This window comes from Desulfobulbus sp. (assembly GCF_031547805.1).
Classification (GTDB): Bacteria; Desulfobacterota; Desulfobulbia; order Desulfobulbales; family Desulfobulbaceae; genus Desulfobulbus.
The window spans coordinates 1-23568 of record NZ_JAVBRQ010000015.1; the positions used below are offsets into that span (position 1 = coordinate 1).

A 23568-nucleotide genomic window follows, 5' to 3' on the forward strand; every position below is an offset into this window, starting at 1 on the left:
TGCGTTTTTTGCCCACCGGACACCCCCCACCCCCCCGTGCCTGGGGCCCCGGCGTGTGTTAGCTCCTGGGCGCGCGCCATGCCCATAAATCAAAACCCCAGTGTCTGACATTTCCCGACTGGCCCCTCGACATGACGAAAAAAAAGCGTGCCCGGAAAGATTCCGGACACGCCGCCCAAGAGATGGGTGATTGCAGTAGGCCTTACTTCACTTCGATCAGCCGTTCTTTGGCCGCCTGTGCCTTCGGAGCGCTCTTCGGGATGCTGATGTTGAGCACCCCATGCTCCATTTTTGCCGAGATCTTGTCCGCCTTGATGTTGTCGGGCAGGATCATCGCCTGCTGGAAGCGCGTGTAGGAGAACTCCCGGCGCAGGTAGCGGCCTTCGCCGCCGCTTTTCTCGATGGCTTTGTCCACTTCGGCCCACTCCCGGGTCTGTTTTTCGGTCATTTTTTTCTCCGCTTTGGCATCTTTGTCCTCGCTCTGGAACTTCTTTTCCATCGTCACGACGAGCTGGTTGCCGTCGTTGATGCGGATGTTGAAATCCTCGCGGGTCATGCCGGGCGCGGCCACTTCGACCTTATACTCTTTGTCGGTTTCGATCACGTTGATGGCGGGTGCCGTGGCGTTGGCGCGGACCATCCAGCCGTTGTCGAAAAAATCGTCGAAAATGTCGGGAAGCCATTGGCGTTCCCTTCTTACGGGTAACATAATTTTATCTTTTTATTGGTTTGACATCATACCCGCCCAAAAGTCAAAATGTGTGCCACACCGCGCGGGGGCGGAAGCGGATTTCTGATTTTCCTAAATAAATATTACCTTTGCGCATCTTTCAAAAACGATGCGCCGGATCCTTCTTTTTTCGCTTCTTGTTGCCACAGTGTACGGTTGTTCGCGCAGTCGCACCCCGGACGACTACGAGGTTTGGGGGATCGACGTTTCGAAGCATCAGACGGGCGTCGACTGGCGCCGCGTGGTGGAGCGCAACCGCCCTCATTTCGTCTTCCTGAAGGCGACCGAGGGGCTCATCATTTCCGACCCGACCTACGCCCGCCACGCCTGCCAGCTGGATAGCCTGGGCGTGCTCTGGGGCGCCTACCACTTCTTCGGCCACCGCACCGGGGGACGCGAACAGGCGCGCAACTTCATCCGCACCGCGCAACTTAAACCCGGTAACCTGCTGCCCGTGCTGGACATCGAGAAGCACCGCTTCATGACCGACCCGAAAAAGACCGTGAAGGAGGCCAAAGCGTTCTGCGACGAGATCCGCGGCTATTACGGCGCCGACCCGATCATCTACTGCTCGACCGTTTTTTACGAGACCTACCTGAAAAAGGATTTTCCCGCCAAACGCTATACGCTCTGGATCGCCGATTACCGCGGCGAGCCGGGCGACCTGGAGTGGCACTTCTGGCAACACACCGACGCCCACCGCCTGGAAGGGATCCGCGGCAACGTCGACCGTAACGTGTTCGGCCACAAACCCGAGCACCTCAAGAGACTGACGCTATGAGTATCGAAACCGATTTTCTGGTCATCGGCAGCGGCATCGCCGGCCTGAGTTACGCCCTGCGCGCGGCCGACCACGGACGCGTGCTGATCGTCACCAAGGGCGACATCACCGAGTGCAACACGAACTACGCCCAGGGCGGCATCGCCTGCGTGATGTACGAGCCGGACACGTTCGAGCGACACATCCACGACACGCTGGTCTGCGGCAGCGGCATCTGCGACCGCCGCGCGGTGGAACAGGTCGTCACCGGAGCCCCGGCCGCGATCAAAGAGCTGGTGCGCATGGGCACGAAATTCGACCGCAGCGCCGACGGCACCTACGAACTCGCCCGCGAGGGAGGCCACACCGAAAACCGCATCCTGCACGCCAAGGACCTCACCGGCGCCGAACTGGAACGCGTCCTTGTCCGCCAGGTCAAGCGGCACCCCAACATCGAGGTGCGGGAACACCATTTCGCCGTCGACATCCTCACCCAGCACCACCTGGGCCAGATGGTGCGCAAGAACACCTCCGGGATCACCTGTTACGGCGCCTACGTGCTCGACCTGAAAACGCAGCAGGTCGCCACGGTCCTCTCGCGCGTGACGGTGCTCGCCACGGGCGGGGTGGGGAACATCGACCACACCACCACCAACCCGTCGGTCGCCACCGGCGACGGCATCGCGATGGTGCACCGCGCCAAAGGGGTGATCGACAACATGGCCTTCATCCAGTTCCACCCCACCTCGCTGTACCACCCCGGCGAGCGCCCCGCCTTCCTGATCAGCGAGGCGATGCGCGGCTTCGGGGCGAAACTGCGCCTGCCGAGCGGCGAGGAGTTCATGAGCAAATACCACCCGATGGGCTCGCTCGCCCCGCGCGACGTGGTGGCCCGCGGCATCGACAACGAGATGAAGACGCGCGGCCTGGATTACGTCTACCTCGACGTGACGCACCTCGACCCGCGCTCGGTGATCGACCATTTCCCGAACATCTATAAGAAGTGTCTCTCCGAGGACATCGACATCACCAAGGACGTAATCCCCGTGGCCCCGGCCGCCCATTACTGCTGCGGCGGGGTGAAGGTCGACCTGAACGGCCAGACCTCGATCCGGCACCTCTACGCCCTGGGCGAAACCTCCTCCACGGGCCTGCACGGCGCCAACCGACTGGCCTCCAACTCGCTGATCGAGGCGGCGGTCTACGCGTCCAAAGCCGCCGCGCACTCCATCCAAAAGATCAAAGAGATCGAGCTGCGCACGGACATCCCCGCCTGGGACTACGAGGGCACCTCGCACCCCGAGGAGATGATCCTGATCACGCAGAACTACCGCGAGATGCAGCAGATCATGTCCGCCTACGTGGGCATCGTCCGCTCGAACCTGCGCCTGGACCGCGCCAACCGCCGCCTGGAGATCATTTTCCGCGAAACGGAGGAATTGTACCTGCGCTCGACCCTCTCCCGTAACCTGTGCGAGTTGCGCAACATGATCGCCGTGGGCTACCTGATCATCAAGGACGCCCGCCGCCGCACCGAGAGCATCGGGTTGCACTATTCGCTCGATTACCCGGCCTCACCCGGAAACGAATTTTAATCGCATACATGGACCTGACCCAAGAAATAGCCCGGCGGCGGACTTTCGCCGTGATCGCGCATCCCGACGCCGGGAAAACCACCCTGACCGAAAAACTGCTCCTCTTCGGCGGCGCCATCCAGATGGCCGGCGCGGTCAAATCCCGCAAGACGGCGGTGCACGCCACCAGCGACTGGATGGCCATCGAGCGCGAGCGCGGCATCTCGGTGACCACCTCGGTGATGAAGTTCAACTACCGCGACTACGAGATCAACCTGCTCGACACCCCCGGCCACCAGGACTTTTCCGAAGACACCTACCGGGTGCTGACCGCCGTGGACTCGGCGCTGATGGTGATCGACAGTGCCAAGGGCGTCGAGGCCCAGACCACCAAGTTGATGGAGGTCTGCCGGATGCGCAACACCCCGATCATCACCTTCATCAACAAGCTCGACCGCGACGGCCTGGAGCCGCTCGACATCCTTTCCGACATCGAGGACAAACTGCAGATCGAATGCGCGCCGCTTTCCTGGCCGATCGGCATGGGCAAGGGATTCAAGGGGGTCTACGACCTACACCGCCGGCAGATCACCCTGTTCACGCCCAGCAAGGATACCCGTCCCGAGGACTGCATCGTGGTCAAAGACCTGGCCGACCCGATGCTCGACCAACTGCTGGGAAACTACGCCGCCGACAAGCTGCGCGAGGACATCGACCTCCTCCACGGCGCCGCCAACCCCTTCGAATACGAGCACTACCTCAAGGCCGGCCAGACACCGGTGTTCTTCGGCAGCGCCATCAACAACTTCGGCGTGCGCGAACTGCTCGACGCCTTTGTCGAACTGTCGCCGCCGCCCGGTCCGCGCGCCACCACCACCCGCATGGTCCACCCCGAGGAAGAGGCCTTCAGCGGCTTCACGTTCAAGATCCAGGCCAACATGGACCCGGCCCACCGCGACCGCATCGCCTTTTTCCGCATCTGCTCGGGCAAGTTCACCCGGGGCATGAAGGTGGTCCATCACCGGCTGGGCAAGGAGGTGAACCTGAGCAACGCCACGGTGTTCATGGCCCAGGAGCGTTCGCACGTGGACGAAGCTTACCCCGGCGACATCATCGGCATTCACAACCACGGCACCATCAAGATCGGCGACACCTTCACCGACAAGGAAGAGCTCAAATTCACCGGCATCCCCAACTTCGCGCCCGAGCATTTCCGCCGGGTGATCCTGAAAAATCCGCTGAAGATGAAGCAGTTGCAAAAGGGCCTGCTGCAGATGGCCGAGGAAGGCGCGGTGCAGGTCTTCCGGCCGCTGATGGGCAACGACTACATCCTCGGCGCGGTGGGCGTGCTCCAGTTCGAGGTGACCATGACCCGGCTCAAGGACGAGTACGGTGTGGACGCCACCTACGAACCGCTCAGCTACACCCTGGCCCGCTGGGTCAGTTGCGACAACAAGCAACAGTTGCGCGAATTCGAGAAGAAAACCCAATTCAACCTGGCCTTCGACGCCGAAGGCCACCTGACCTACTTGGCCGAGGGGACCTGGCGGCTGGCGCATACCCAGGATCTGTTTCCCGAGGTGGTTTTCCACAAGACCCGGGAATCGGTGTGAGTTGCGCCGGCAACGCGGCCTTTTCCTTCTCCGCCGCCGGCATCCTCCGCCATGTCGATTGTTCACGATGCCGAACGCCATTGCCGCTGAGCCGGGCGACGGGGTGCGGAACCGGGACCAGGGGCAAGCTGTTTAAGCGCAGCGAGTTCTTGCCCCGCCGGGTTCGCGGCTCGGCGGCCGGCGAGGGAGCGACCTTGTTCGGTCAGGCACGAACGGTTTTCGCCTGACGAAGAACACTCGCCAAGAAGAAGCCGAGCCGGAATCTCCCCATGACCTCAATCCTGCTGATCCATCCGCCGGTGGCCAAACCCGGCGAACCGCCGCCCGGCATCGCCGCCCTGGCAGGTTGCCTGCGCCGGCACGGCATCGCCTGCGCCCAGCTGGACGCCAACCTCGAAGGCCTGCTGTTCCTCCTGGATCAAGAACCTCCTGCAGCCGACGACGCCTGGTCCAAACGGGCCCTGCGCCATCGGCACGCCAATCTGACCGCCCTGCGCTCTCCCGAACTCTACCGGAATGTCGATCGCTACCAGCGGGCGGTGCGCGACCTCAACCGGGCGCTGGAACTACTGGCCCGGAAGCGGCCGACAATCCATGTAAGCCTCGGCAATTATCAAGACGAGTTCGATCCGCTCGCCAGCGACCAACTGTTGCAGGCGGCCGCACATTGTAGGCGCAGTCCCTTTTTCCCCTGGATGGAAGCGCGACTGCCCCCCCTGCTGGAGGCGCTCGCACCCGAGTGGATCGGCCTGTCGCTGTGCTATCTCAGCCAGGCGGTCTGCACCTTTGCCCTGCTCGGGTTCCTCCGGGACCGGTATCCCGCGATCAAGCTGGTGCTGGGCGGCGGCCTGCTCAGCTCCTGGATGGGCCGCCCCGGCTGGAACGAGCCTTTCGCCGGCCTGGTGGACCGCTGCATCCAAGGCCCCGGCGAAGCGCCGCTGCTGCGTCTGTTGGGATACGATGGCCCAATAACGGGCGCGGCTCCCGACTACACCGACCTGCCGCGGGCCGACTACCTCGCTCCCGGCCCGGTCCTGCCCTATTCCGCCTCGCGCGGCTGCTATTGGAACCGCTGCACCTTCTGTCCGGAAACCGCCGAGCAGAACCGCTACCAGCCGATTGCACCCCAAACCGCGACCGGCCAGCTGGCGCGGCTTTGCCGCGACCTGCGACCGAACCTGATCCACCTGCTCGACAATGCCGTCAGCCCGGCGCTTCTGACGGCGCTGCGCGACCAACCGCCCGGAGCGCCCTGGTTCGGTTTTGTCCGGTTCCACGAGCAATTGGCCGATGTCGACTTTTGCCGGCAGTTGCGTGCCGCCGGCTGCGTCCTGCTCAAGCTGGGGCTGGAATCGGGCTGCCAGGCAGTGCTGGACGCCATGGACAAGGGTATCCGCCTGGAGTTGGCGGCCCGGGTGTTCGCGGCCATGGAACAGGCCGGCATTGCCACCTACGTCTACCTTCTCTTCGGCACCCCCTCGGAATCGCTGGCAGAGGCGCGGCAAACCATGGACTTCGTCCTGCGCCACCACCGGGCCATCACCTTCCTCAACCTGGCCATCTTCAACATGCCGATTGCCAGCGAAGAGGCCAAGCGGTTGCCGGGCACCGAATTTTCTCCGGCCGATCTATCGCTCTACCTGGATTTCGTCCATCCCCGAGGCTGGGACCGGCGGTCGGTGCGAACCTTCCTCGACCGCGAATTCAAGCGCCAGCCGCAGATCGCCGCCATCCTCCACCGCGACCCGCCGTTTTTCACCTCCAACCATGCCCCGTTCTTCAGCGGCTGTTTTCCCTGGCCCAACGGAGAGAACCGTAAAAAAAGCGAGCCCGACGCGCACTTTGGGGCGGAAAAATAGGAACGGCATTGGTAAGTTGGACACGCCTGCGTTGAAGATGCGCCTCGTGTTGCACTCGCCGACGCAAACCGGAGCAAGGAGATGGCGGCATGACAAGCCGGCAGACCGTGCAGGCATGGTAGGCGTTGACAGTCTTGCCAAAAGAGGCAAGGCTTTCGTTCCGCCATGTCGAACTGAACGATAACTCGATGAAATAATTAATATATCTTCCAGGAGACAACCATCTTATGAACGATCACATCAAAGCAGTTCCTCGTGTTCTTTGGCAAGAAATCAAGAAAGATCTTCCATCTTTCGGAACCTTGGGTTTCATTGTCGGCTGCTTAGTGCTCATTCGATTTCACTTGATTGGCGTTGCCCCGAAAGATTCATACCTCAATGCTTTGCTCATCAGTTTTGTTGATCCCCGGACATTTTTCTTCATCTTCCTAACCCTTCTTTGGCTCGGCTCACTGATCACTTGCCTCCGCGCGCTAGGGATCAATTGCCTTTGTCTGGAGAGATCGGTTGCTCATACCGAGAATCGATTGGGACAACTGGCGAGCTCAATAATTTCCTTCACTGTTGGCTTGTCACTCTTCATCTGCCTTCATGCCCTGTGCACAAGTACGACACATGGCGCCATAGTAATCGTACTTGCGGTGGTCGACATTTTCATCGTCGGAGGCCTTGTGTATGCAGCATATGTTACCCACCGCTTACATCCATTTGATAAGTGCTGCGTTGGCTTGCTAATATTCATCACGGCTTCAGCCGCCATTACTTACCTCGTTCTCAATAAACAAGGCTAACTCAGCAATCTTACCACGCTCCCTGAAACTGCGATCACCATTGAAACTTACCACTAATTTTCATCCTCATACCCACCGACCAACCATGCCATCTCTCGTCACCCAACTCCATCGTCAAATCAAGCCCGATTTCGCCTATTGCTTCAATATCGAATCCAGCCGGGCGCTGAAGCCGGAGGAAACCGAGCGGCTGCGCCTGATCCTGGCCGACGGCTTTCTCCTCGACACCGTCACCTTTACGCCCGCCCTGGCCGGCGAACGGGTCATCGAAATCGGACCCCGGCTCAACTTCGCCACCGCCTGGTCCTCGAACATGGTGTCCATCTGCCGGGCAGTCGGCCTGGACATGGTCACCCGGGTGGAACGCTCCCGCCGCTATCTGGTGCCGGAAGGCGAAGAGATGGCGGCCTTTGCCGCCAAGCATCACGACCGGATGACCGAATGCGTCTACCCGACGCCGCTGACCACCTTCGAGACCGGCATCGAGCCCGAGCCGGTCTACGAGGTCGACCTGATGGGCAAGGGGCCGGACGGCCTGCTCGACATCCCCGGCATCTCCATGGACCAATGGGACCGGGAGCTGTACCACGATTATTTCGTCAAGCGTTGCGGCCGCAACCCGACCATTGTCGAGATCATGGACCTCAACAACGCCAATTCCGAGCATTCGCGCCACGGTTTTTTCCGCGGCAAACAGGTGATTGACAGCTACAACTACGACACGCCCCTGTTCAAGGTGGTAACCGATACCCTGGTCGCCAATCCCAAGGGCAGCAAGGTGGCCTTCAAGGACAATTCCAGCGTGATCGAAGGCACTTCCCTGCTCACGCTCCTGCCCGAACAGCCAGGCCAGCCCTCGCCGCTGCGCGAGGCCGCGGTCCACTATCACCCACTGCTCACCGCCGAAACCCACAACTTTCCCACCGGAGTCGCCCCCTTTCCCGGCGCCGAGACCGGCACCGGCGGCCGCATCCGCGACGTGCAGGGCACCGGCCGCGGCGGCCTGGTCATGGCCGGGACCGCCGGCTACTGCGTGGCCAACCTCCACATTCCCGGCTACCAACTGGAATGGGAAAACAACTACGCCTGCCCGGACACCCTGGCCCCGGCCCTGGAAATCGAGATCGAGGCCAGCAACGGTGCCTCGGACTACGGCAACAAGTTCGGCGAGCCGCTGATCCAGGGATTTACCCGCAGTTTCGATCTGCGCCTGGATAGCGGCGAACGCTGGGGCTTTCTCAAGCCGATCATGTTCACCGGCGGCATCGGCCAGATCGACGACCGGCACACCGAAAAAAAGCAGGCGGCCAAGGGCATGCTGATCGTCCAGGTGGGCGGCCCGGCCTACCGGGTCGGCTTCGGCGGCGGCGCGGCCTCGTCGATGATGCAGGGCGAGAACGAATCCAAGCTCGATTTCGACGCGGTCCAGCGCGGTGACGCCGAGATGGAACAAAAGATGAACCGGGTGATCCGCGCCTGCAACGAGATGGGCGACTTGAGCCTGATCGACGTTATCCACGACCAGGGTGCCGGCGGCCCAGCCAATGTGCTCAAGGAGTTGGTCGAACACGCCGGCGGCCGGGTGGAGATCCGCAACATCCGGGTCGGCGACCCGACCATGTCGGTTTTGGAAATCTACGTGGCCGAATACCAGGAGCGGGTCGGCCTCCTGATCAGTCCCGAGAACATCGAGCGCTTCCAACAGATCTGCGAGCGTGAGAAGGTGGCCTGCGAAATTCTGGGCGAGGTCACCGGCGACTTGCGCTTCACTGTCCATGACAGCCTGGACAACTCCACCCCGGTGGACATCGAGATTCCCGAACTACTCGGCAAGATTCCGCAGAAAACCTTCACCGACAGCCGGTCCGTCCTGCCCCTGTCCCCCTTTGTCCCGCCCAAGGGCCTGGATGTGCGGGAGGCCCTGCACCGGGTGCTGCGGCTGGTGTCGGTGGGCTCCAAACGGTTTCTCACCAACAAGGTCGACCGGGCGGTCACCGGCCTGATCGCCCAGCAGCAGTGCTGCGGCCCGCTGCAACTGACCGTCGGCGACGTGGCGGTGGTGGCCCAGAGCCATTTCGGCCACAGCGGCATTGCCACGGCCATCGGCGAACAGCCGATCAAGATGCTGGTGAGCCCGGCGGCCGGGGCGCGGATGGCGGTGGGCGAGGCGCTGACCAATTTGGTTTGGGCCCGGATCAGGGATCTGGAGCAGGTCAAATGCTCGGCCAACTGGATGTGGGCGCCGAAGTTGCCCGGCGAAGGCGCGGCCCTGCGCGATGCGGCCGAGGCCATGGCGGCGGCGATGATCGCCGTGGGCATCGCGGTGGACGGCGGCAAGGACAGCCTGTCCATGGCGGCCAAGGTGGGCGACGAGGTGGTCAAATCGCCGCGCGAACTGGTCATTTCCCTGTACGCCGCCATGGACGACATCCGCAGGAAGGTCACCCCGGACATCAAGGAGCCCGGGGCGGCCCTGCTGCTGGTCGACCTTGCCGGCGGCAAGAACCGCTTGGGCGGCAGCGCCCTGGCCCAGGTCTGCGGCCGGATCGGCGACGAGGTCCCGGACATGGACGACCCGCAGCTGGTCAGGCGGGCCTTTGGCGCCGTGCAATACCTGCTCGAACAAGGCCTGATCCACTCCGGCCACGACCGCAGCGACGGCGGCCTGATCACCACGGTGCTGGAAATGGCCTTTGCCGGCAACTGCGGCCTCAACCTGGCGCTCAGCGGCCAGGCTTCGATGCTGGAGATGCTCTTTGCCGAGGAGCTGGGCCTGGTGATCGAATGCGGCTGGAACCATCTGGCCGAGGTCAAGCAGCGGTTCGAGCAGGCCAAGGTGCCCTGCATGGTGCTGGGATCCACCACGGCGAAGAAGGCCATCACCGTCCAGTACAACGGGCAGGTGATTTTGGACGACGCCATGATCGTGCTCCGCCAATGGTGGGAGGAAACCAGCTATCAACTGGAGCGGTTGCAGATCGGCCCGGAACTTGCCGAAGCGGAGAAGTTCAACATCTTCGACCGCCAGGGTCCGGAATACGCCCTGAGTTTCAAGCCCGAGGCCACCGCGCCGGCCATCCTGCAAAAAAACGACAAGCCCAAAGTGGTCATTCTCCGCGACGAGGGCTCCAATTCCGACCGGGAGATGAGCTCCGCCTTTTACTCGGTCGGGTTCGAGCCCTGGGACGTGACCATGACCGACCTGCTGGCCGGCCGGATCGATCTGGCTCGCTTCCGGGGCATCGCGGCGGTGGGCGGTTTTTCCTATGCCGACGTGCCGGAGAGCGCCAAGGGCTGGGCCGCGACCATCCGCTTCAATCAGCGGCTCCAGGCTCAGTTCCACGCATTCTACAATCGGCCGGACACCTTTACCCTGGGCATCTGCAACGGCTGCCAGCTCTTCGGCCTGCTCGGCTGGGTGCCCTGGCAGGGCATCGAGGCCGAGCGACAGCCCCGCTTCATCCACAATCTGAGCGGCCGCTTCGAATCACGCTGGACCACGGTCAAAATCCTGCCCAGCAAGGCGATCATGCTGCCGGGCATGGAAGAGACGGCCTTCGGCATCCATGTCGACCACGGCGAGGGCTTTCTGCATTTCCCGGACGCCGCCATCCGCGACCGGGTGTGGAACGAACAAATGGCGGCAGTGGTTTTTGTCGACGACGAGGGCCAGCCCACCGAAAGCTATCCCTTCAATCCCAACGGTTCACCCGGCGGTCTCGCCGGCATCTGCTCGCCCGACGGCCGCCATTTGGCGATCATGCCCCACCCCGAACGGGCCTTCCTGCCCTGGCAGTGCCACTGGCTGCCCCAATCGATGCAGGGCTTGCCGGTCAGCCCCTGGCTGCGGATGTTCCAGAACGCCTATGCCTGGTGCATGGGTTGAACGGAGAGGCGAAATTGACCGATGAGGAGTCGCTGCGACAGTCTCTATTCCGCAGCAGCCAATCAGCTTGGCCCTTGATCAAAAACCAAAATGGATGTATTTTGGTTCCAAAAAAGGAGATCATATGTCGACAACACTTACGCTCAAAAATATCCCCGAGAATGTCTACGCCCGTCTCAAGGCTTCTGCCGAGTTGCACAGGCGCAGTTTGAACAGTGAGGCCATTGTGTGCCTCGAAACCGTTCTCGTCCCTGAAAGTATGGATGCGAGCGAACGCCTGAAACGTGCCCGCCTCCTTCGGGAGCGGATCGGAACAGGCTTTCAGGCTGCGGACATCGATGCTTTCAAGCGGGAAGGCCGTTCATGATCGTTGTCGATACCAATGTTCTGGCCTACTTGTACCTGCCGTGCGAGTTTACCTCTCATGCCGAACGCTTGCTGCTGGATGAGCGGGAGTGGGCAGCCCCCTTGTTATGGCGAAGTGAATTTCGCAATATTCTGACCGGGTATATGCGACGAGGCCGATTATCTCTCGCTCAGGCGATGCGACTCCAGAACGAAGCTGAATCGTTGCTCGTCCGTGCGGAATATGAAGTCAACTCAGCGGATGTTCTGGCCTTGGCCGATAGAAGCGATTGTTCCGCATATGACTGCGAATTTGTGGCCTTGGCCATGAGTCTTGGGATAAAGGCCGTCACGATGGACGGCAAGCTGTTGCGGGCATTTCCGGAAACCACTCTTTCTCTTGTTGCGTGCTGACAGGCATGGTCGCACATTGAGGCACCCGACGGTGAGAATGAGGCTTGGCAAGGGATGTTGTTCGGAATCCGACAAAACAGCGAGAAGAAATCTCGTTGTGGCAAGGGGATGTCTCCTTTGGTCGAAATGCCTCATCCCCCTCGGCCACGTTTTGCCGTGCGGATCACATCTTGTTTGATCTGGAAATGGGGTTAGTGCGAGACTCCGTCGCGGCGGCTGACCCGGACCAGGGTCAGCCACAGGATGGTGAGATCAAACCGGAAGGATCGCCGGCGCAGGTACTCCGCATCCAGTTCGACCTTTTCCGGAATGGGCAGTTCGTCGCGGCCGTTGATCTGCGCCCAGCCGGTCACGCCGGGGACGAGCCGATGCACGCCCTGCTCGGTCCGCAGGGCGATCAGGTCGTCCTGATTGAACAGGGCGGGACGCGGCCCGACAAAGCTCATGTCGCCCCTCAGCACGCTCCACAGTTGCGGCAGTTCGTCCAAGCTGGTGGTGCGGAGGAAGGAGCCGATCGGGGTCAGATGGCGGGCCGGATCGTCGAGGAGATGGGTGGCGACCGCCGGGGTGCCAATCCGCATGCTGCGAAACTTGGGCATTTTAAAGAGCACGTTGTTTTTCCCCACCCGGTCCGACCAGTAAAGCGCCGGACCCGGCGAGGTCAGCCGCACCAGAAGGGCAATCGCCAGCAGGGGAACCGCCAGGACCATCAGAGCGATCGTTGCCAGGACCAGGTCGAAACCCCGCTTCAACACCCGAACATCTCCCGTAGTCCCGTCTTCAGGGAGATTGTCGCCTCCCACCCCAGCTCCCGGGTGATACGCGCCGGAGAATACCAGGCCGAGCCCAGCAGGCGGGCAACGGCCTCGCTGTCGAGCGGCACGCGCCGCCGGCACAGGACTTCCAGGCCGTCGCCGCAACGGGCCGCGCCGCGCAGCACGGCTGCGGGGACGCTCCACCGGCAAGGCGGCAATCCCAGAACCTCCCGCAGGGCATCGTACAACTGCCGTCCAGACGGGGCCTCCGGCCCGGCCACGATATAGGTCCGGCCACGGGCTCGCTCATCTTCCGCCACCCGCAGCATGGCGGCAACCACATCGTCGACATGCACCAGGGAGCGACGGTTGCCGGTCTCGGGCAGAGGCGGAAACAAACCGCGCCGCACCAGCCTGCCCATGCGCTCAAGATTGCCCCGCCCGCCGGACCCGTAAACCATGGCCAACCGCAGGTTCACGGTGTGCATGCCGTATTGCCGCCCGGCCTCCAGCACCGCCTCCTCCGCTGCCCGTTTGGCTTGCCCGTAGGCTGTTTCCGGCGCTCCCGGAAAATCCTCGTCCGCGCACAATTCGCCGGGCTCGGCCATGGCCTTGACGCTTGAAAGAAAAACAAAGCCTTGCACCCCGGCCTGCCCGGCCGCCTCGACAAGATTGCGCGTTCCCTCGAAATTGACCCGCCAATGCTGGTCGGCATCGCTGTGCGACAGGGCGGCAAAGGCGTGGGCATGCCCGGCGCAGTGGAAAACCGTCCGTGCGCCCTGGCACGCGGTACGCAATGCCGCAGGATCGTCCAACGACGCCGTGCGGCTTGCCCTGTCCGGAACGGGGTGCCTGCCCAAGGCCGCGCAGGCCGCACCCCGGCGATCCAGCTCCCGCCCCAGACGGCCGCCGATGAACCCGGTTGTACCGGTAATCAATCGCACCCCGCCACCTCCTGGAATAGATCGACATTCTGCAAAGCAGATCCGGAGACATGCATCGCCATGGAGTTCATGTTGCGCTCCCGTGTTGCCGCACCAAAGGGGCGTTTTTCCAAGCGTGGAGCAAAGCTGCCGACAAGCCGATGCCCACCACCACCTCGGTGGCCACGGTCATCCATACTGCGGCCCAGACACCGTAGATGGGCATCAGCAACCAGTTGCCGCCGACATTGAACACAGCGGCCACCGTGGCTGTCCATGCATACCGGCGGTCAAGCCCCAAAGCAAAAACCCCTTGCGCAAGTACCGTGTTGGCCAGGGAAAACACCAGCATGAAACAAAGCACCTTAAACAAGGTGCCAGCAAATACGAATTTTTCACCGAAAAACAACGGAAACAATATATCAGCCGTGGGTAGGGCCATCAAAAAAATCATCGCCCCCATCCCCCCAGCCAGCAAGGAAAAACGCACGATGCCGATCACAACTTCTCTGACCGGTGTTTCCACGTTCAATCGAAAACGGCGAAACAGCATGAGACTTATCGGCGATGCGAGTAGCAGAAAGGCATCGATCAAGCGAAACGCCACGGCATAGGCGCCGACGTCGGCGTTTGGCATATCCAACAGCTCACACAAAAGCATATCTGACCGAAAATAGATCACCGAGGCCAGGTCAAGCCAGATGAGGGGAACAACAACAGCGTAGATTCTTCTAGGAATTTTAAAAACAGGAAGCACCCAGCCATTACGCATGAGCAGCAACAGAAAAAACACCATGCCCATGCAATGCGCCCCTAAGACCTCCCAAGGTTCATCTGCCCCCCACCATAGAGCAAAAGCGATGCTGGCGGCTGTCAATGCCCGGCCGCCGATCTGCCACGCGGCATCCCGGACCAGGCGGCCTTGACCGCGGAGAATGGCGAGCGAAAACTGCCCGAGCACAGTTACGCCAAAGGCACCCACTGTTGCCAGCAAGGTCAATCGATGCGAAAAAAATGGGCCCGTCATCGCCAGAAGCGCCAGCAACGCAATGGTCATGTAGGCGTGACCAAACGCGAATCCATGCAGTTTTTCGCTATATTCCTCCAATGCCAAGGATGTGCGGGCTTTCTCGCGAAGCAGAAGCTTGCCGAAACCGCCATCGACAAGGATCGCCAACAGAATGCCGAACGAAGTCGCCTGTGCGTAGACACCAAAGGTTTCTGGCCCAAAACGACGGGCAATGAACACGCTGAGGATAAACGACACCCCGCCGATAAAACCGATCGCCAGCCACTGCGCCCCAAGAAAACGCCGAAGCATTCCATATCCTTGCATTCGCGTTTCCCCGAATATCACACAACAAAAACGCGGCGATGGACATCGTTCATCTCTGCGGTTGATTGTTCCCCAAAAAATCCGGCCATACACCTCGGCGTGAGAGTTGTTGCAGCTTTTCCGTGATATCGGACTAATAGGATACATCCTGCTGCTTCGACAGCGAGCCGCATCGGTGTACTCATCATGTCTTCATGAAGCATTTGGCACTCCGGGTAGTCGCCCCCAATGTTTCAAAAAATAGCGAACCATGCTCGACAAATGCCAACGCATATAGCGAAATTGACTATGGCTGTCGCGCCGGGCATCATGTACAACCGAGATGACAGGGCATGCGATGACCTTCATCCCGGCGTTCCAAGCTCGTACACAGATATCCACATCCTCGTAATAGAGGAAGAAGCGTTCGTCAAATCCACGAAGTTGCTTGAAGGCATCGCTACGGAACAACATGAACATGCCGGCAACCCACTCTGGGAAAAAGACCGAGGAATCGTCCGGAATCCGGCAACGACCATCCGATACACCCAAGGTTTTCAGCAACAGGGACCGGATGGTGGGAAAAGTACGCATACTGTCTTCCACTCCGCCCAAAGGATTTCTGACAAGTGGCGCCGCAATGACGGCTTTGGCCTCCTCCTCCATGACAGCAAGTAAAAATGGAAAGGGATTGTTTTCTAACTGGATATCCGGATTCAGGGAACAAAAATACGGTTGATTGCAGTGGTTGAACGCCGCATTGTGGTTGGCTCCGAAGCCTGCCGGCCGAGAGTTGTCGATCAACCTTATCCGGGTATCTTGCGGCAGCATCAACGATTCTGGAATATTACGCGTTACAATAAGTTGTCCGACTTCCGGATAATTTAACAAAACTGTGACGAGTCGCTCCACCATGGTGCCGTGACCATGACTGACAACCGATATAGCAACTGATTGCGAATAATTCCGGTTCATCCGTCAGTTTACTGGAGAAATGAAGGGCGAGCCAAAAATGACATGAGCGATTTGGCTATTTGGCCTAATAGTCGCTGTTATTGAGCACGTTTTTCATGGGTGCGCTCAATGATGGGATCGGCTGAGCATTGTGAGGCAAACAAGAAAACCTGCCGTACGAAGCACTCCTTGTCTAAAAAAACGATATTTGAATACTGTTTTGATACGCTCCATTCTTGACATGCGTGGAAGATCAACGTAGGCATTAATCATAGTGCTCATTGAAGAAGGTATTTGATCACGATACCGGTCCAATATAGCCTGCGCTTGATCCATTGCATATAATATAGATTTTTGAGAAACTCTAAAATTTTGCATATGATACACAATCCTCCCGAGCCCCCACTGCTTCGCACCGACACAATTTTTGTGGTGCTGCCGATACAAAATCGTTGGCTCATCCAAAAAGGCAATTTTACCAAATAGGGCGGCAATCAATGCCAGCCACCAATCGTGCATGACTGCCTTCTTTGAAACTGGAGTCGCCAGTTTTATCAAAGGGCGATTTATCATCATCGTACAACCTGTTGCAATATTTTGCGTCAGGAGGCGATGCATTTGAGAACCAGAACGAGGAGAAAGATGTTGGTATTTCAACAATGAGGAAGCGATGGGTTGCAGTTGCTCATCAACGATACGCAAATCTGTATGGATCAATATTGGTTTATCATGACCGTATTTTTGTTCAATCGATTTCATCAGTTTGAGCGTTTTGGCAATTTTATCCGGCAGCCAAACATCGTCCTGATCACAAAGCATAATATAATTTGCGGCCGACTTTTCCAATAGGTATGAAAAATTTCCACAGGCTCCTTTGGTTTGAAAATATTCATCATCAAACAATACTTTTTCAGGGCATTGGCACGCCAATATATTGATTATTTCAATGGTACGATCGACTGACCCATCATCTCTAATGATCAACCTCCAATCTGTATAATCCTGGTCAACGAGTGATTTCAACTGTTCACGAAGGAACGTTTCTCCGTTAAATGATGCAAGAAGTATGTCGATTTGATACATTAGTTTTTTAAATTAAGGAGACCATCAACCAAGTGTATAGCATTGTTTTCAAATTGCTCTATGGAAAAGAAACGCTCATAGGCTGCCCGTGCCGGAGTGGCAAAACGTTCTATCAATTCCGGCTGGTTGACAATGTTCGTGATCGCATCCGCCAACGCCTCTGGAGAACCTGCCGGAATCAGTATTGCCTCCTCATGATTCAACAAATGCGCCTGCCCTATCGCATCAGAAATGATGCAAAGCTTCGAACACATTAAGGCCTCTGTTACTACAACCGGCATGGGATCGTCTGTGGATGGGCAAATGAGCACATCCAAAGAAGCAAGCAGTTTGAGGCAGTCGTCATTGGACATTGTTCCACGATAGTCGATATTGGAAAATTTTCTCATTTTTACAAGAATATCCTTGGTATAGTCAGGATTTCCATCGGGGTCATAAGGCTCGCCAACGATGATAACACGAATTCTCTCAAGAACAGGGGAAGAAAGTTGCGCCAGAGCGGACAACAAAATATCCTGCCCTTTACGGCGAATGAATGAACCGATAAGACCAAATACTATCTCCCGGGAACACAGGGGCGCATTTTTCTCCGTGGTGGCACGATCTGCCACGCCGTAGCGTAAATATGCAGTTTTATCTTCGGAAACGTATCTTCGTCCGCAAGCTTCGGAATTTGGACTAACCCACCATACAGCCCGCATCATATCAAAACAGCGGGGAAACACAGGAGGCGCATAACGAAAACCTTCGGCACTTTCATGAATCCACCAGGCCATGGGAAGCCCGTGGGAGGCAAAATTCTGCAAAAATATTGATGAGGCAAGGCTGTTCACAATAATTGCATCAAAATGGCGGCAAAACAGTTCTTGGCAAAAGAGGTCTCGCTGTGCGGAGAGATAGTTTTCGTCAATAATCACGGTCATGCCTACGCGTTCCAGCACATCTTTGAGAGGACCATCTCGCAGGGCCAGAATAACAGGAGGGAGGCCATAGTGTTTAGCCAGCGTTTGCGCAAGTTGTACTCCGACAATAGGCGCTCCGGTTAAAGAGAGTTCGTGGAAGATGAACAAGATTGAGGGAGGTTTCCCTGATCGATCGCGGCAAAATAAATGCTGTGCCTGTGCGGAAAGCAGAAAACGTTGTATTGAGGTCCGGGTGATTACGGAGGCATTCTGCGATGTAATTTCAGATAGATAACGATTGAGATAATGCAAAAACAACTTTCTGTTTTGTTGCGTGACGAGAGACTTGAGCAACAGAAAGCCCTTTTTTATTTTTCCCCATGTTATGCTGCGATGTGTCATAATATCACACTTCTCAGGCAGAAATTAACTCATTGTAAAGCTGTCGATAAGCCAAAACCATTGTCGGTAATGAGAACAAACGGATCGCTCGTTCCTGGTGCTGCTTCCCCAACTTTTCGCGTCGAGGGGTATCGTCCAGCAATTCACACACTTTTTTTGCAAATTGCGCGGAATGCCCTGCAGGCACCAAACTCGAAGGCGTATCTAAAATTTCTCCCAACGCTCCGACATTATGGGCAACCACAGGCAGCTGCAAGGCCATGGCAATAGGGGTTACCTGACCAAAGCTTTCAGCTATGACAGGTGCAAGAAACACAGACATCCTGGAATAATGGTTCGGCAAGTCCTCGAAAGCCACATGCCCCACAAGTTGAAACTGGGCAGCAACCCCCGCGTCGGCGATCTTTGCCTTTATTTGCTCGTAGAGAGCGCCTCCCCCGACAACAAGGATGGTGACAGCAGGCCGCATCATTGCCAGTGCAATAAGTGGATCAAAGGACTCAATCGTTATTTTATCTCCATCCAGCCTGTACACCATTCCCACGCAATTCGGATCCCGTAGCGACATGTCCGCATGCCTGAAATAGTGATCAAAATCCACGCCGGGATAAATGACGAGGTTCTTTCCGTCGTTTTTTCCAAATGTTTCTTCAGTATATCGGCTGACAAAAACATTTTTTGTCACAACAGGTGATTCGTAGGGTTCAACGGGAGTATTGACGTGTTGAATGACTGGAACAGTCACATGCGCAAGATTGTCAAAAATACGAGAATACCAGGGCATATCACCTGCGCCCCAATAATGGACATGGATGCAATCTGGCATATATGCATCGAATCTGTCGCGAAACACGCAATCAGGCGTATCCAAGGGAAGCTCCTCAACAGTAACGCCAAGGTAGGCCTGAGGGGAGGGGTTCGACTGCGCAATGATGTGATGTCGAAACTCCGGTCCGACGCCTTCAACAATATCCGCAATCAATTTGCTGGATCCCCCCATATGAAAGTTGCCGATAATATGGAGAATTCGTTTGGCGTTTGCGGCGGGCACGGGCGCTTGTATGAGATAGGGAGTCGCCGCGTTGTGGGACAATCCTTTGTTTGGGCATTCAACAGTGCGGAATATTGCCAATATTCTGGAAACATACCGTTCGCACGTAAAGTCACGGACATACGCATAAGCGTATCGCACCATATCCGGGTCGGGGTGCAGCAAAAATTTCTTTAACTTTTCTGCCATATCCGCAACATCCAGGTGCCGGGCAATAATGCCGCGACCTTCTCCAAGCATCTCTTCCGCGCCACCGGTGCCGGAAAATGCGGCGGCGGGCAGGCGTGCCCGCATGGCCTCAAGAACAACTGTGGGGAAGGGATCTTCGCGCGAACTCAGGAAAAAAAGGTCGGACCCGCAGAAATACATAGAGGGATCGTTCTCAAATTTATCCAGAAAAATGAAACGGTCAGCCAGTGGCCCGTTCTGGAGATTTTGCTGTATCCCCGCAATGTATGCGGGGTCGGCATTATTGCCCAGCCAAACAAAAAAAATATCCTGCATGCTGCTGCCCAAGCATGTCAGAACATCGGTGAACAAATCGACGCCTTTGCGGGGCGCCGCTTGACCACAGCCAAAAATAATACGGGCATCCTGGGGGATACCGAGTTGCGTACGTAACTTCGTTCTTGTTTCTTCTCGAGAATAAGGCGTACTGTAATGACGAGCACCCTGTCCAAGCACAACAGTTTTTCCGGGAAGCTTTGCGGGAAAAGGAAAGGCTTTTCTGACAACGTTACCGCCAAAAATGACGGCATCAGAATATGTGGCCAGTTGCTCTGCATTCGTCAGAAGATTTCCCTGCTCTATCACTCGCAGCATTTCATGAACCAGGGAAATGATCGTCATGTCGTGTTGCTTCAAGAGTTTTGTCAAGGACCCGGAAATGACGGTATTGGCGATCACCCGCCTGACACCGTTTTGCGCCAGACGGGCAACAATCCGTTCGACACGTCCGGGCAACGAATCTCCGCATGCATATTGCATATCAAGCAAATGGACAGTGCCCAGTTCATGGAACTCGCCAAGCTTCGGACCGCCTTGATAGATGAGGAAATGCAGGGAAAAATCATAGTGTTGACGCAAAAAGCGAGCCAGACGCAGTGCAAGGATTGTCGCCCCGCCAAGACGTGCGTCGTGCGAGACTATAATCATGGCCTCCCGGCCTGGTGCAAAGTTACCCACGGTCCGGAAGCCGCCTCGCGCGGCAAGTATACGGGCGACAGGCCCTCTCTCAAGCATAGTTGCATAGAGCTTGCGTGTCAGCGCGGAAAAGCCATGAACTCTTTTATAACGCCAAGCTGTTTGCGCCAGGTTACCCCCCTGCCGCAAACGGCTTGCAGCGATACGCAACGGGTGTGTTAGACGCCACGAGCGGGAACCATACAAACCCGCCAAATCCCTTTGCGCCTGTGCACAGCCTTGTTCCAATTTTTGTATTTTTTCAACATTGAAAAAAACATCATATCTTCTCGCCAAACTCCGCATTTGTACTGTTGTAAAACCATAGACCCTTTCCAGGGCCGCACGCGTCTCGTCTTCGTTCAACAAATCCATAAGCAAATGCAAACCAAAGTGTACGCAATATGGCCGGTGCTCTTGTCTCAGACAAAGGTGCGCAAAGGCATAGCGAGGTTCGCACCAATCATTGATCATGAACTCTTCAAACTCGGGAAAAACACGCAGCCAGTCTTCCTGCGATGGCAAACCAAGAAAACATTCCAATATATATGAAAATTCAGCCATATACTGTTTTTTTGCCGTGGTTGTATCGCCACTATCACTAGTCCTGTACCATCTGAATTGGGTTAACTTTTCCTGCAACACAAAAATATCGTCGCGCAGGCATATGCATACCCAATTTCGCAAATCGTTGATCAGTGTGGGGCCATAGTTCGTATACAGCCGTTTGGCATAATCCGCTTTCATCAACACGGAAGGATGGCATAGCGCATTGGCATGAAAAAAGAAAAAACGGAGCCATTCATGCTTGGTCTTGTTTTTCTGATCGAATGCGGGCACTGGAATTTTGTTCCCTTGTAGGTCTATACCCTCCACGCGGGTAAAAACAGCCGCATACTGTGGATTATCTTCAATAAAAGCCACCTGCTTTTCAAGCTTCTCGGGCATCCAGATGTCATCGGAATGATGCAGTGCAAAATATTCTCCATTGAGGGACTGGATCATGTCAAAAATGAACGCAGTCCGCCTGTTTTTGGGAGAGCGCACGGCACGAATACGGGGATCGCCGTACGATTGGATAACCTCCCAGGAATTATCGGCGGAACAATCGTCTGCAATGACCAACTCAAAGTCAGTCATCGTCTGCCGCAAAACGCTGTCTATGCTCTCGCGTAAAAAATGCGCATGATTATAAGAAGTGAGTAATACAGAAACTTTCGGTCTTGCCATCAGGTTGCCTGTTGATTTTTAGCCGCCGCAACGGACCGTTATATGTAATGATACTTATTTCACTTCGCTTTCGGCTGAAAAATTTCGCTCCAGCCAGAAGAAGGAGCGCTTAACACCTTCTTCAAAGACAATTTCCGGCTTCCAACCCGTGTCCGTTTCCAGCCGGGTGGAGTTCAGAATGTTTTCACGCACGTCAAACATCCGCTCCGGCACATGTTGTATGGCCGGCATGGAATATGCCGTGGGCAAATTCCTTTGTAAAAGATCAAGCACCTGTGCGTTGTTCAGGCCGCGTCCTGTGCCAACATTATATGCCGTGCCCGGCACTCCTGCTTCCAATGCGGCCAGAACAGCCCGCGCCGCGTCTTCCACATGGATGTAATCGCGTACGGTGCCGGTGGAACCGAAAACCGTAATGGGCCTGCGCGCCAGAACGGAACCTATGGCCGTGGCAACAAAGCCCTGGCCGCGAAAAGGCATCTGTCCTTCACCATAGATGTTGCCCGGCCGCAGGCAAATAATCGGGATGCCGCGTTGCAGGCCATACATGGCCGCGTATTTTTCCGTGGCCAGCTTGGTGATTCCATAAGGAGACAGCGGTTCTAGGGGATGGTTTTCCGTAATGGGCAAAAACTGCGCCTGTCCGTATACCGTTCCACCGGAAGAAAGGAACACGAACCTGCCTTTGCACCGCTCTGCCGCGAACTGCAACAAACGGACAAAACGGGGCAGGTTTTCGCTGATATCCTTTATGGGATCCTCGTAGCTGGTTTGCGGCACCGAAGTATACGCCAGATCGACAATCTCGTCGAAATCACCACTCAGTCCGGACAAGCCACAATCCGCAGCCCCGGCAACGCTGTGATACATAACTCCTTTCGGCAGGGAAAGCTCGGAAACCGGCAGAAGATCGGCCACGTAGACCCTCCGCTCAGTCCGATTCAGCAAGTGTACGATATGACGGCCGATAAATCCGGCGCCGCCCATAATTAATGTTCTCATGGATGCAATAGCTTATATAGAAGACCTAACAGGTTTTTTCTTTTCATGGTTGCTGGGCCTGACTTACATCACATACTCTACAGGTTTCCTGCCGCATTGCGCGCGCACCTCTTCCGGGCTGTTCCACATCAGAACGTCCAGTATGGAAAGATGCGGCTCGTACGCATAGGGTTTGCAGTCATAAGCAAAGCTTGGGATGCCGGTGAAACCGAGTCGGATGCCTCGTTGCGCGAATTCTTCAGGCCGGAACAGCGCCCGCCCGCCCGGCGTGTTCAGATAGGTGCCGGCACCGAGCAGAGTACATATTTCCAGAGCCCATTGTCCGGGATGCGTGATTTCCGGTAGCCTGAATCCGGCTTCGGAAGCGATGATGGGCCGAAATGGAATGGCGAGATAGTCACAAACAGCGGACAGGCCACTTACATCGATATCGGTGAGAGAATCGGAACGGGCCGTATCAAAGGCGCGTTCAACGATATGGACAACCTGTTTGTAGTAGGGAGCATGTTTTTTGTAATGATCTAGCTGGCCAAGTACCTTGTTCTGCGTTTTCATGCGATCGCACAGCTTGGTAGTTGAAATCGACATTTTTATCGAGCCATGCACATCACAATTGATATATTGCCAGCCTTGCTTGGGGTGTTGAATACGGTTGCGGGTCATCCACGATTTTGGGGCATATTGAGTGAGATCGAACACTATCCAGGTGTCACAGCGGAAAATGTGGTCGAAATACCCGAAATACGGAAAAAAATATGGCTGCATAATCCCCGCGATCATGCGAAAGCCCTTTTTTC

General features: G+C 57.0%; 18 protein-coding genes. 8 read left to right on the forward strand and 10 right to left on the reverse strand.

What is annotated here, in order from left to right; genetic code table 11:
* Positions 1-202 precede the first annotated feature (202 nt).
* On the reverse strand, positions 203-709 hold the full coding sequence (locus RMR13_RS05335; protein ID WP_409070263.1) for an Hsp20/alpha crystallin family protein: 507 nt from the start codon (positions 707-709) through the stop codon (positions 203-205).
* A 130-nt stretch (positions 710-839) separates the two neighbouring features.
* On the opposite strand from RMR13_RS05335, the gene RMR13_RS05340 reads away from it, so the two are divergent.
* The 8 genes from RMR13_RS05340 to RMR13_RS05375 all read left to right on the forward strand — a co-directional run bounded on the left by RMR13_RS05340 (position 840) and on the right by RMR13_RS05375 (position 11972).
* On the forward strand, positions 840-1511 hold the full coding sequence (locus RMR13_RS05340; protein ID WP_310599605.1) for a glycoside hydrolase family 25 protein: 672 nt from the start codon (positions 840-842) through the stop codon (positions 1509-1511).
* The gene (gene nadB / locus RMR13_RS05345; protein WP_310599606.1) at positions 1508-3085 is read left to right on the forward strand and encodes an L-aspartate oxidase; all 1578 of its coding nucleotides are present in this window, start codon (positions 1508-1510) and stop codon (positions 3083-3085) included. Before RMR13_RS05340 ends, nadB begins: the two co-directional genes overlap by 4 nt.
* A gap of 8 nt (positions 3086-3093) precedes the next feature.
* The gene (locus RMR13_RS05350; RefSeq protein WP_310599607.1) at positions 3094-4677 is read left to right on the forward strand and encodes a peptide chain release factor 3; all 1584 of its coding nucleotides are present in this window, start codon (positions 3094-3096) and stop codon (positions 4675-4677) included.
* A gap of 269 nt (positions 4678-4946) precedes the next feature.
* Positions 4947-6536: a radical SAM protein gene (locus tag RMR13_RS05355; RefSeq protein ID WP_310599608.1), complete on the forward strand. Its 1590-nt coding sequence runs from the start codon at positions 4947-4949 to the stop codon at positions 6534-6536.
* Between the two features lie 227 nt (positions 6537-6763).
* Complete coding sequence (locus RMR13_RS05360; protein ID WP_310599609.1) at positions 6764-7327, forward strand: hypothetical protein; 564 nt, start codon at positions 6764-6766, stop codon at positions 7325-7327.
* 85 nt (positions 7328-7412) lie between these two features.
* Entirely contained in the window at positions 7413-11213 is a 3801-nt protein-coding gene (gene purL / locus RMR13_RS05365; RefSeq protein ID WP_310599610.1) for a phosphoribosylformylglycinamidine synthase, read from the forward strand.
* A 124-nt stretch (positions 11214-11337) separates the two neighbouring features.
* Complete coding sequence (locus RMR13_RS05370; protein WP_310599611.1) at positions 11338-11580, forward strand: FitA-like ribbon-helix-helix domain-containing protein; 243 nt, start codon at positions 11338-11340, stop codon at positions 11578-11580.
* On the forward strand, positions 11577-11972 hold the full coding sequence (locus tag RMR13_RS05375; protein WP_310599612.1) for a type II toxin-antitoxin system VapC family toxin: 396 nt from the start codon (positions 11577-11579) through the stop codon (positions 11970-11972). The genes RMR13_RS05370 and RMR13_RS05375 overlap by 4 nt, the downstream gene beginning before the upstream one ends.
* 191 nt (positions 11973-12163) lie before the next feature.
* Here RMR13_RS05375 and RMR13_RS05380 read toward each other — a convergent pair whose 3' ends face one another.
* The 9 genes from RMR13_RS05380 to RMR13_RS05420 form a co-directional block, all read right to left on the reverse strand.
* Positions 12164-12724 (reverse strand): sugar transferase, encoded by a 561-nt coding sequence (locus tag RMR13_RS05380; RefSeq protein ID WP_409070266.1) that lies wholly within the window; start codon positions 12722-12724, stop codon positions 12164-12166.
* Complete coding sequence (locus RMR13_RS05385; RefSeq protein WP_310599614.1) at positions 12721-13671, reverse strand: NAD-dependent epimerase/dehydratase family protein; 951 nt, start codon at positions 13669-13671, stop codon at positions 12721-12723. The genes RMR13_RS05380 and RMR13_RS05385 overlap by 4 nt, the downstream gene beginning before the upstream one ends.
* Positions 13672-13738: 67 nt before the next feature.
* Complete coding sequence (locus RMR13_RS05390) at positions 13739-14971, reverse strand: oligosaccharide flippase family protein (RefSeq protein ID WP_310599615.1); 1233 nt, start codon at positions 14969-14971, stop codon at positions 13739-13741.
* Between the two features lie 207 nt (positions 14972-15178).
* Entirely contained in the window at positions 15179-15940 is a 762-nt protein-coding gene (locus RMR13_RS05395; protein WP_310599616.1) for a glycosyltransferase family 2 protein, read from the reverse strand.
* Positions 15941-16045: 105 nt separating this feature from the next.
* Entirely contained in the window at positions 16046-17002 is a 957-nt protein-coding gene (locus RMR13_RS05400; RefSeq protein ID WP_310599617.1) for a glycosyltransferase family 2 protein, read from the reverse strand.
* The gene (locus tag RMR13_RS05405; protein ID WP_310599618.1) at positions 17002-18306 is read right to left on the reverse strand and encodes a glycosyltransferase family 4 protein; all 1305 of its coding nucleotides are present in this window, start codon (positions 18304-18306) and stop codon (positions 17002-17004) included. Before RMR13_RS05405 ends, RMR13_RS05400 begins: the two co-directional genes overlap by 1 nt.
* A gap of 13 nt (positions 18307-18319) precedes the next feature.
* The gene (locus RMR13_RS05410; protein WP_310599619.1) at positions 18320-21769 is read right to left on the reverse strand and encodes a glycosyltransferase; all 3450 of its coding nucleotides are present in this window, start codon (positions 21767-21769) and stop codon (positions 18320-18322) included.
* 54 nt (positions 21770-21823) lie between these two features.
* Complete coding sequence (locus RMR13_RS05415) at positions 21824-22771, reverse strand: NAD-dependent epimerase/dehydratase family protein (protein ID WP_310599620.1); 948 nt, start codon at positions 22769-22771, stop codon at positions 21824-21826.
* Positions 22772-22834: 63 nt separating this feature from the next.
* Complete coding sequence (locus RMR13_RS05420) at positions 22835-23551, reverse strand: WbqC family protein (protein ID WP_310599621.1); 717 nt, start codon at positions 23549-23551, stop codon at positions 22835-22837.
* Positions 23552-23568: the final 17 nt, after the last annotated feature.

Bases quoted from the DNA above. Each gene is read 5' to 3' on its own strand.
- RMR13_RS05400 (WP_310599617.1), bottom strand. From the start codon at position 17,002: ATGTATCAAATCGACATACTTCTTGCATCATTTAACGGAGAAACGTTC.
- RMR13_RS05390 (WP_310599615.1), bottom strand. From the start codon at position 14,971: ATGCTTCGGCGTTTTCTTGGGGCGCAGTGGCTGGCGATCGGTTTTATC.
- RMR13_RS05335 (WP_409070263.1), bottom strand. From the start codon at position 709: ATGTTACCCGTAAGAAGGGAACGCCAATGGCTTCCCGACATTTTCGAC.
- purL (WP_310599610.1), top strand. From the start codon at position 7,413: ATGCCATCTCTCGTCACCCAACTCCATCGTCAAATCAAGCCCGATTTC.
- RMR13_RS05420 (WP_310599621.1), bottom strand. From the start codon at position 23,551: ATGATCGCGGGGATTATGCAGCCATATTTTTTTCCGTATTTCGGGTAT.
- RMR13_RS05375 (WP_310599612.1), top strand. From the start codon at position 11,577: ATGATCGTTGTCGATACCAATGTTCTGGCCTACTTGTACCTGCCGTGC.
- RMR13_RS05410 (WP_310599619.1), bottom strand. From the start codon at position 21,769: ATGGCAAGACCGAAAGTTTCTGTATTACTCACTTCTTATAATCATGCG.
- RMR13_RS05340 (WP_310599605.1), top strand. From the start codon at position 840: ATGCGCCGGATCCTTCTTTTTTCGCTTCTTGTTGCCACAGTGTACGGT.
- RMR13_RS05415 (WP_310599620.1), bottom strand. From the start codon at position 22,771: ATGAGAACATTAATTATGGGCGGCGCCGGATTTATCGGCCGTCATATC.
- RMR13_RS05395 (WP_310599616.1), bottom strand. From the start codon at position 15,940: ATGAACCGGAATTATTCGCAATCAGTTGCTATATCGGTTGTCAGTCAT.
- RMR13_RS05360 (WP_310599609.1), top strand. From the start codon at position 6,764: ATGAACGATCACATCAAAGCAGTTCCTCGTGTTCTTTGGCAAGAAATC.
- RMR13_RS05350 (WP_310599607.1), top strand. From the start codon at position 3,094: ATGGACCTGACCCAAGAAATAGCCCGGCGGCGGACTTTCGCCGTGATC.
- RMR13_RS05370 (WP_310599611.1), top strand. From the start codon at position 11,338: ATGTCGACAACACTTACGCTCAAAAATATCCCCGAGAATGTCTACGCC.
- RMR13_RS05355 (WP_310599608.1), top strand. From the start codon at position 4,947: ATGACCTCAATCCTGCTGATCCATCCGCCGGTGGCCAAACCCGGCGAA.
- nadB (WP_310599606.1), top strand. From the start codon at position 1,508: ATGAGTATCGAAACCGATTTTCTGGTCATCGGCAGCGGCATCGCCGGC.
- RMR13_RS05405 (WP_310599618.1), bottom strand. From the start codon at position 18,306: ATGACACATCGCAGCATAACATGGGGAAAAATAAAAAAGGGCTTTCTG.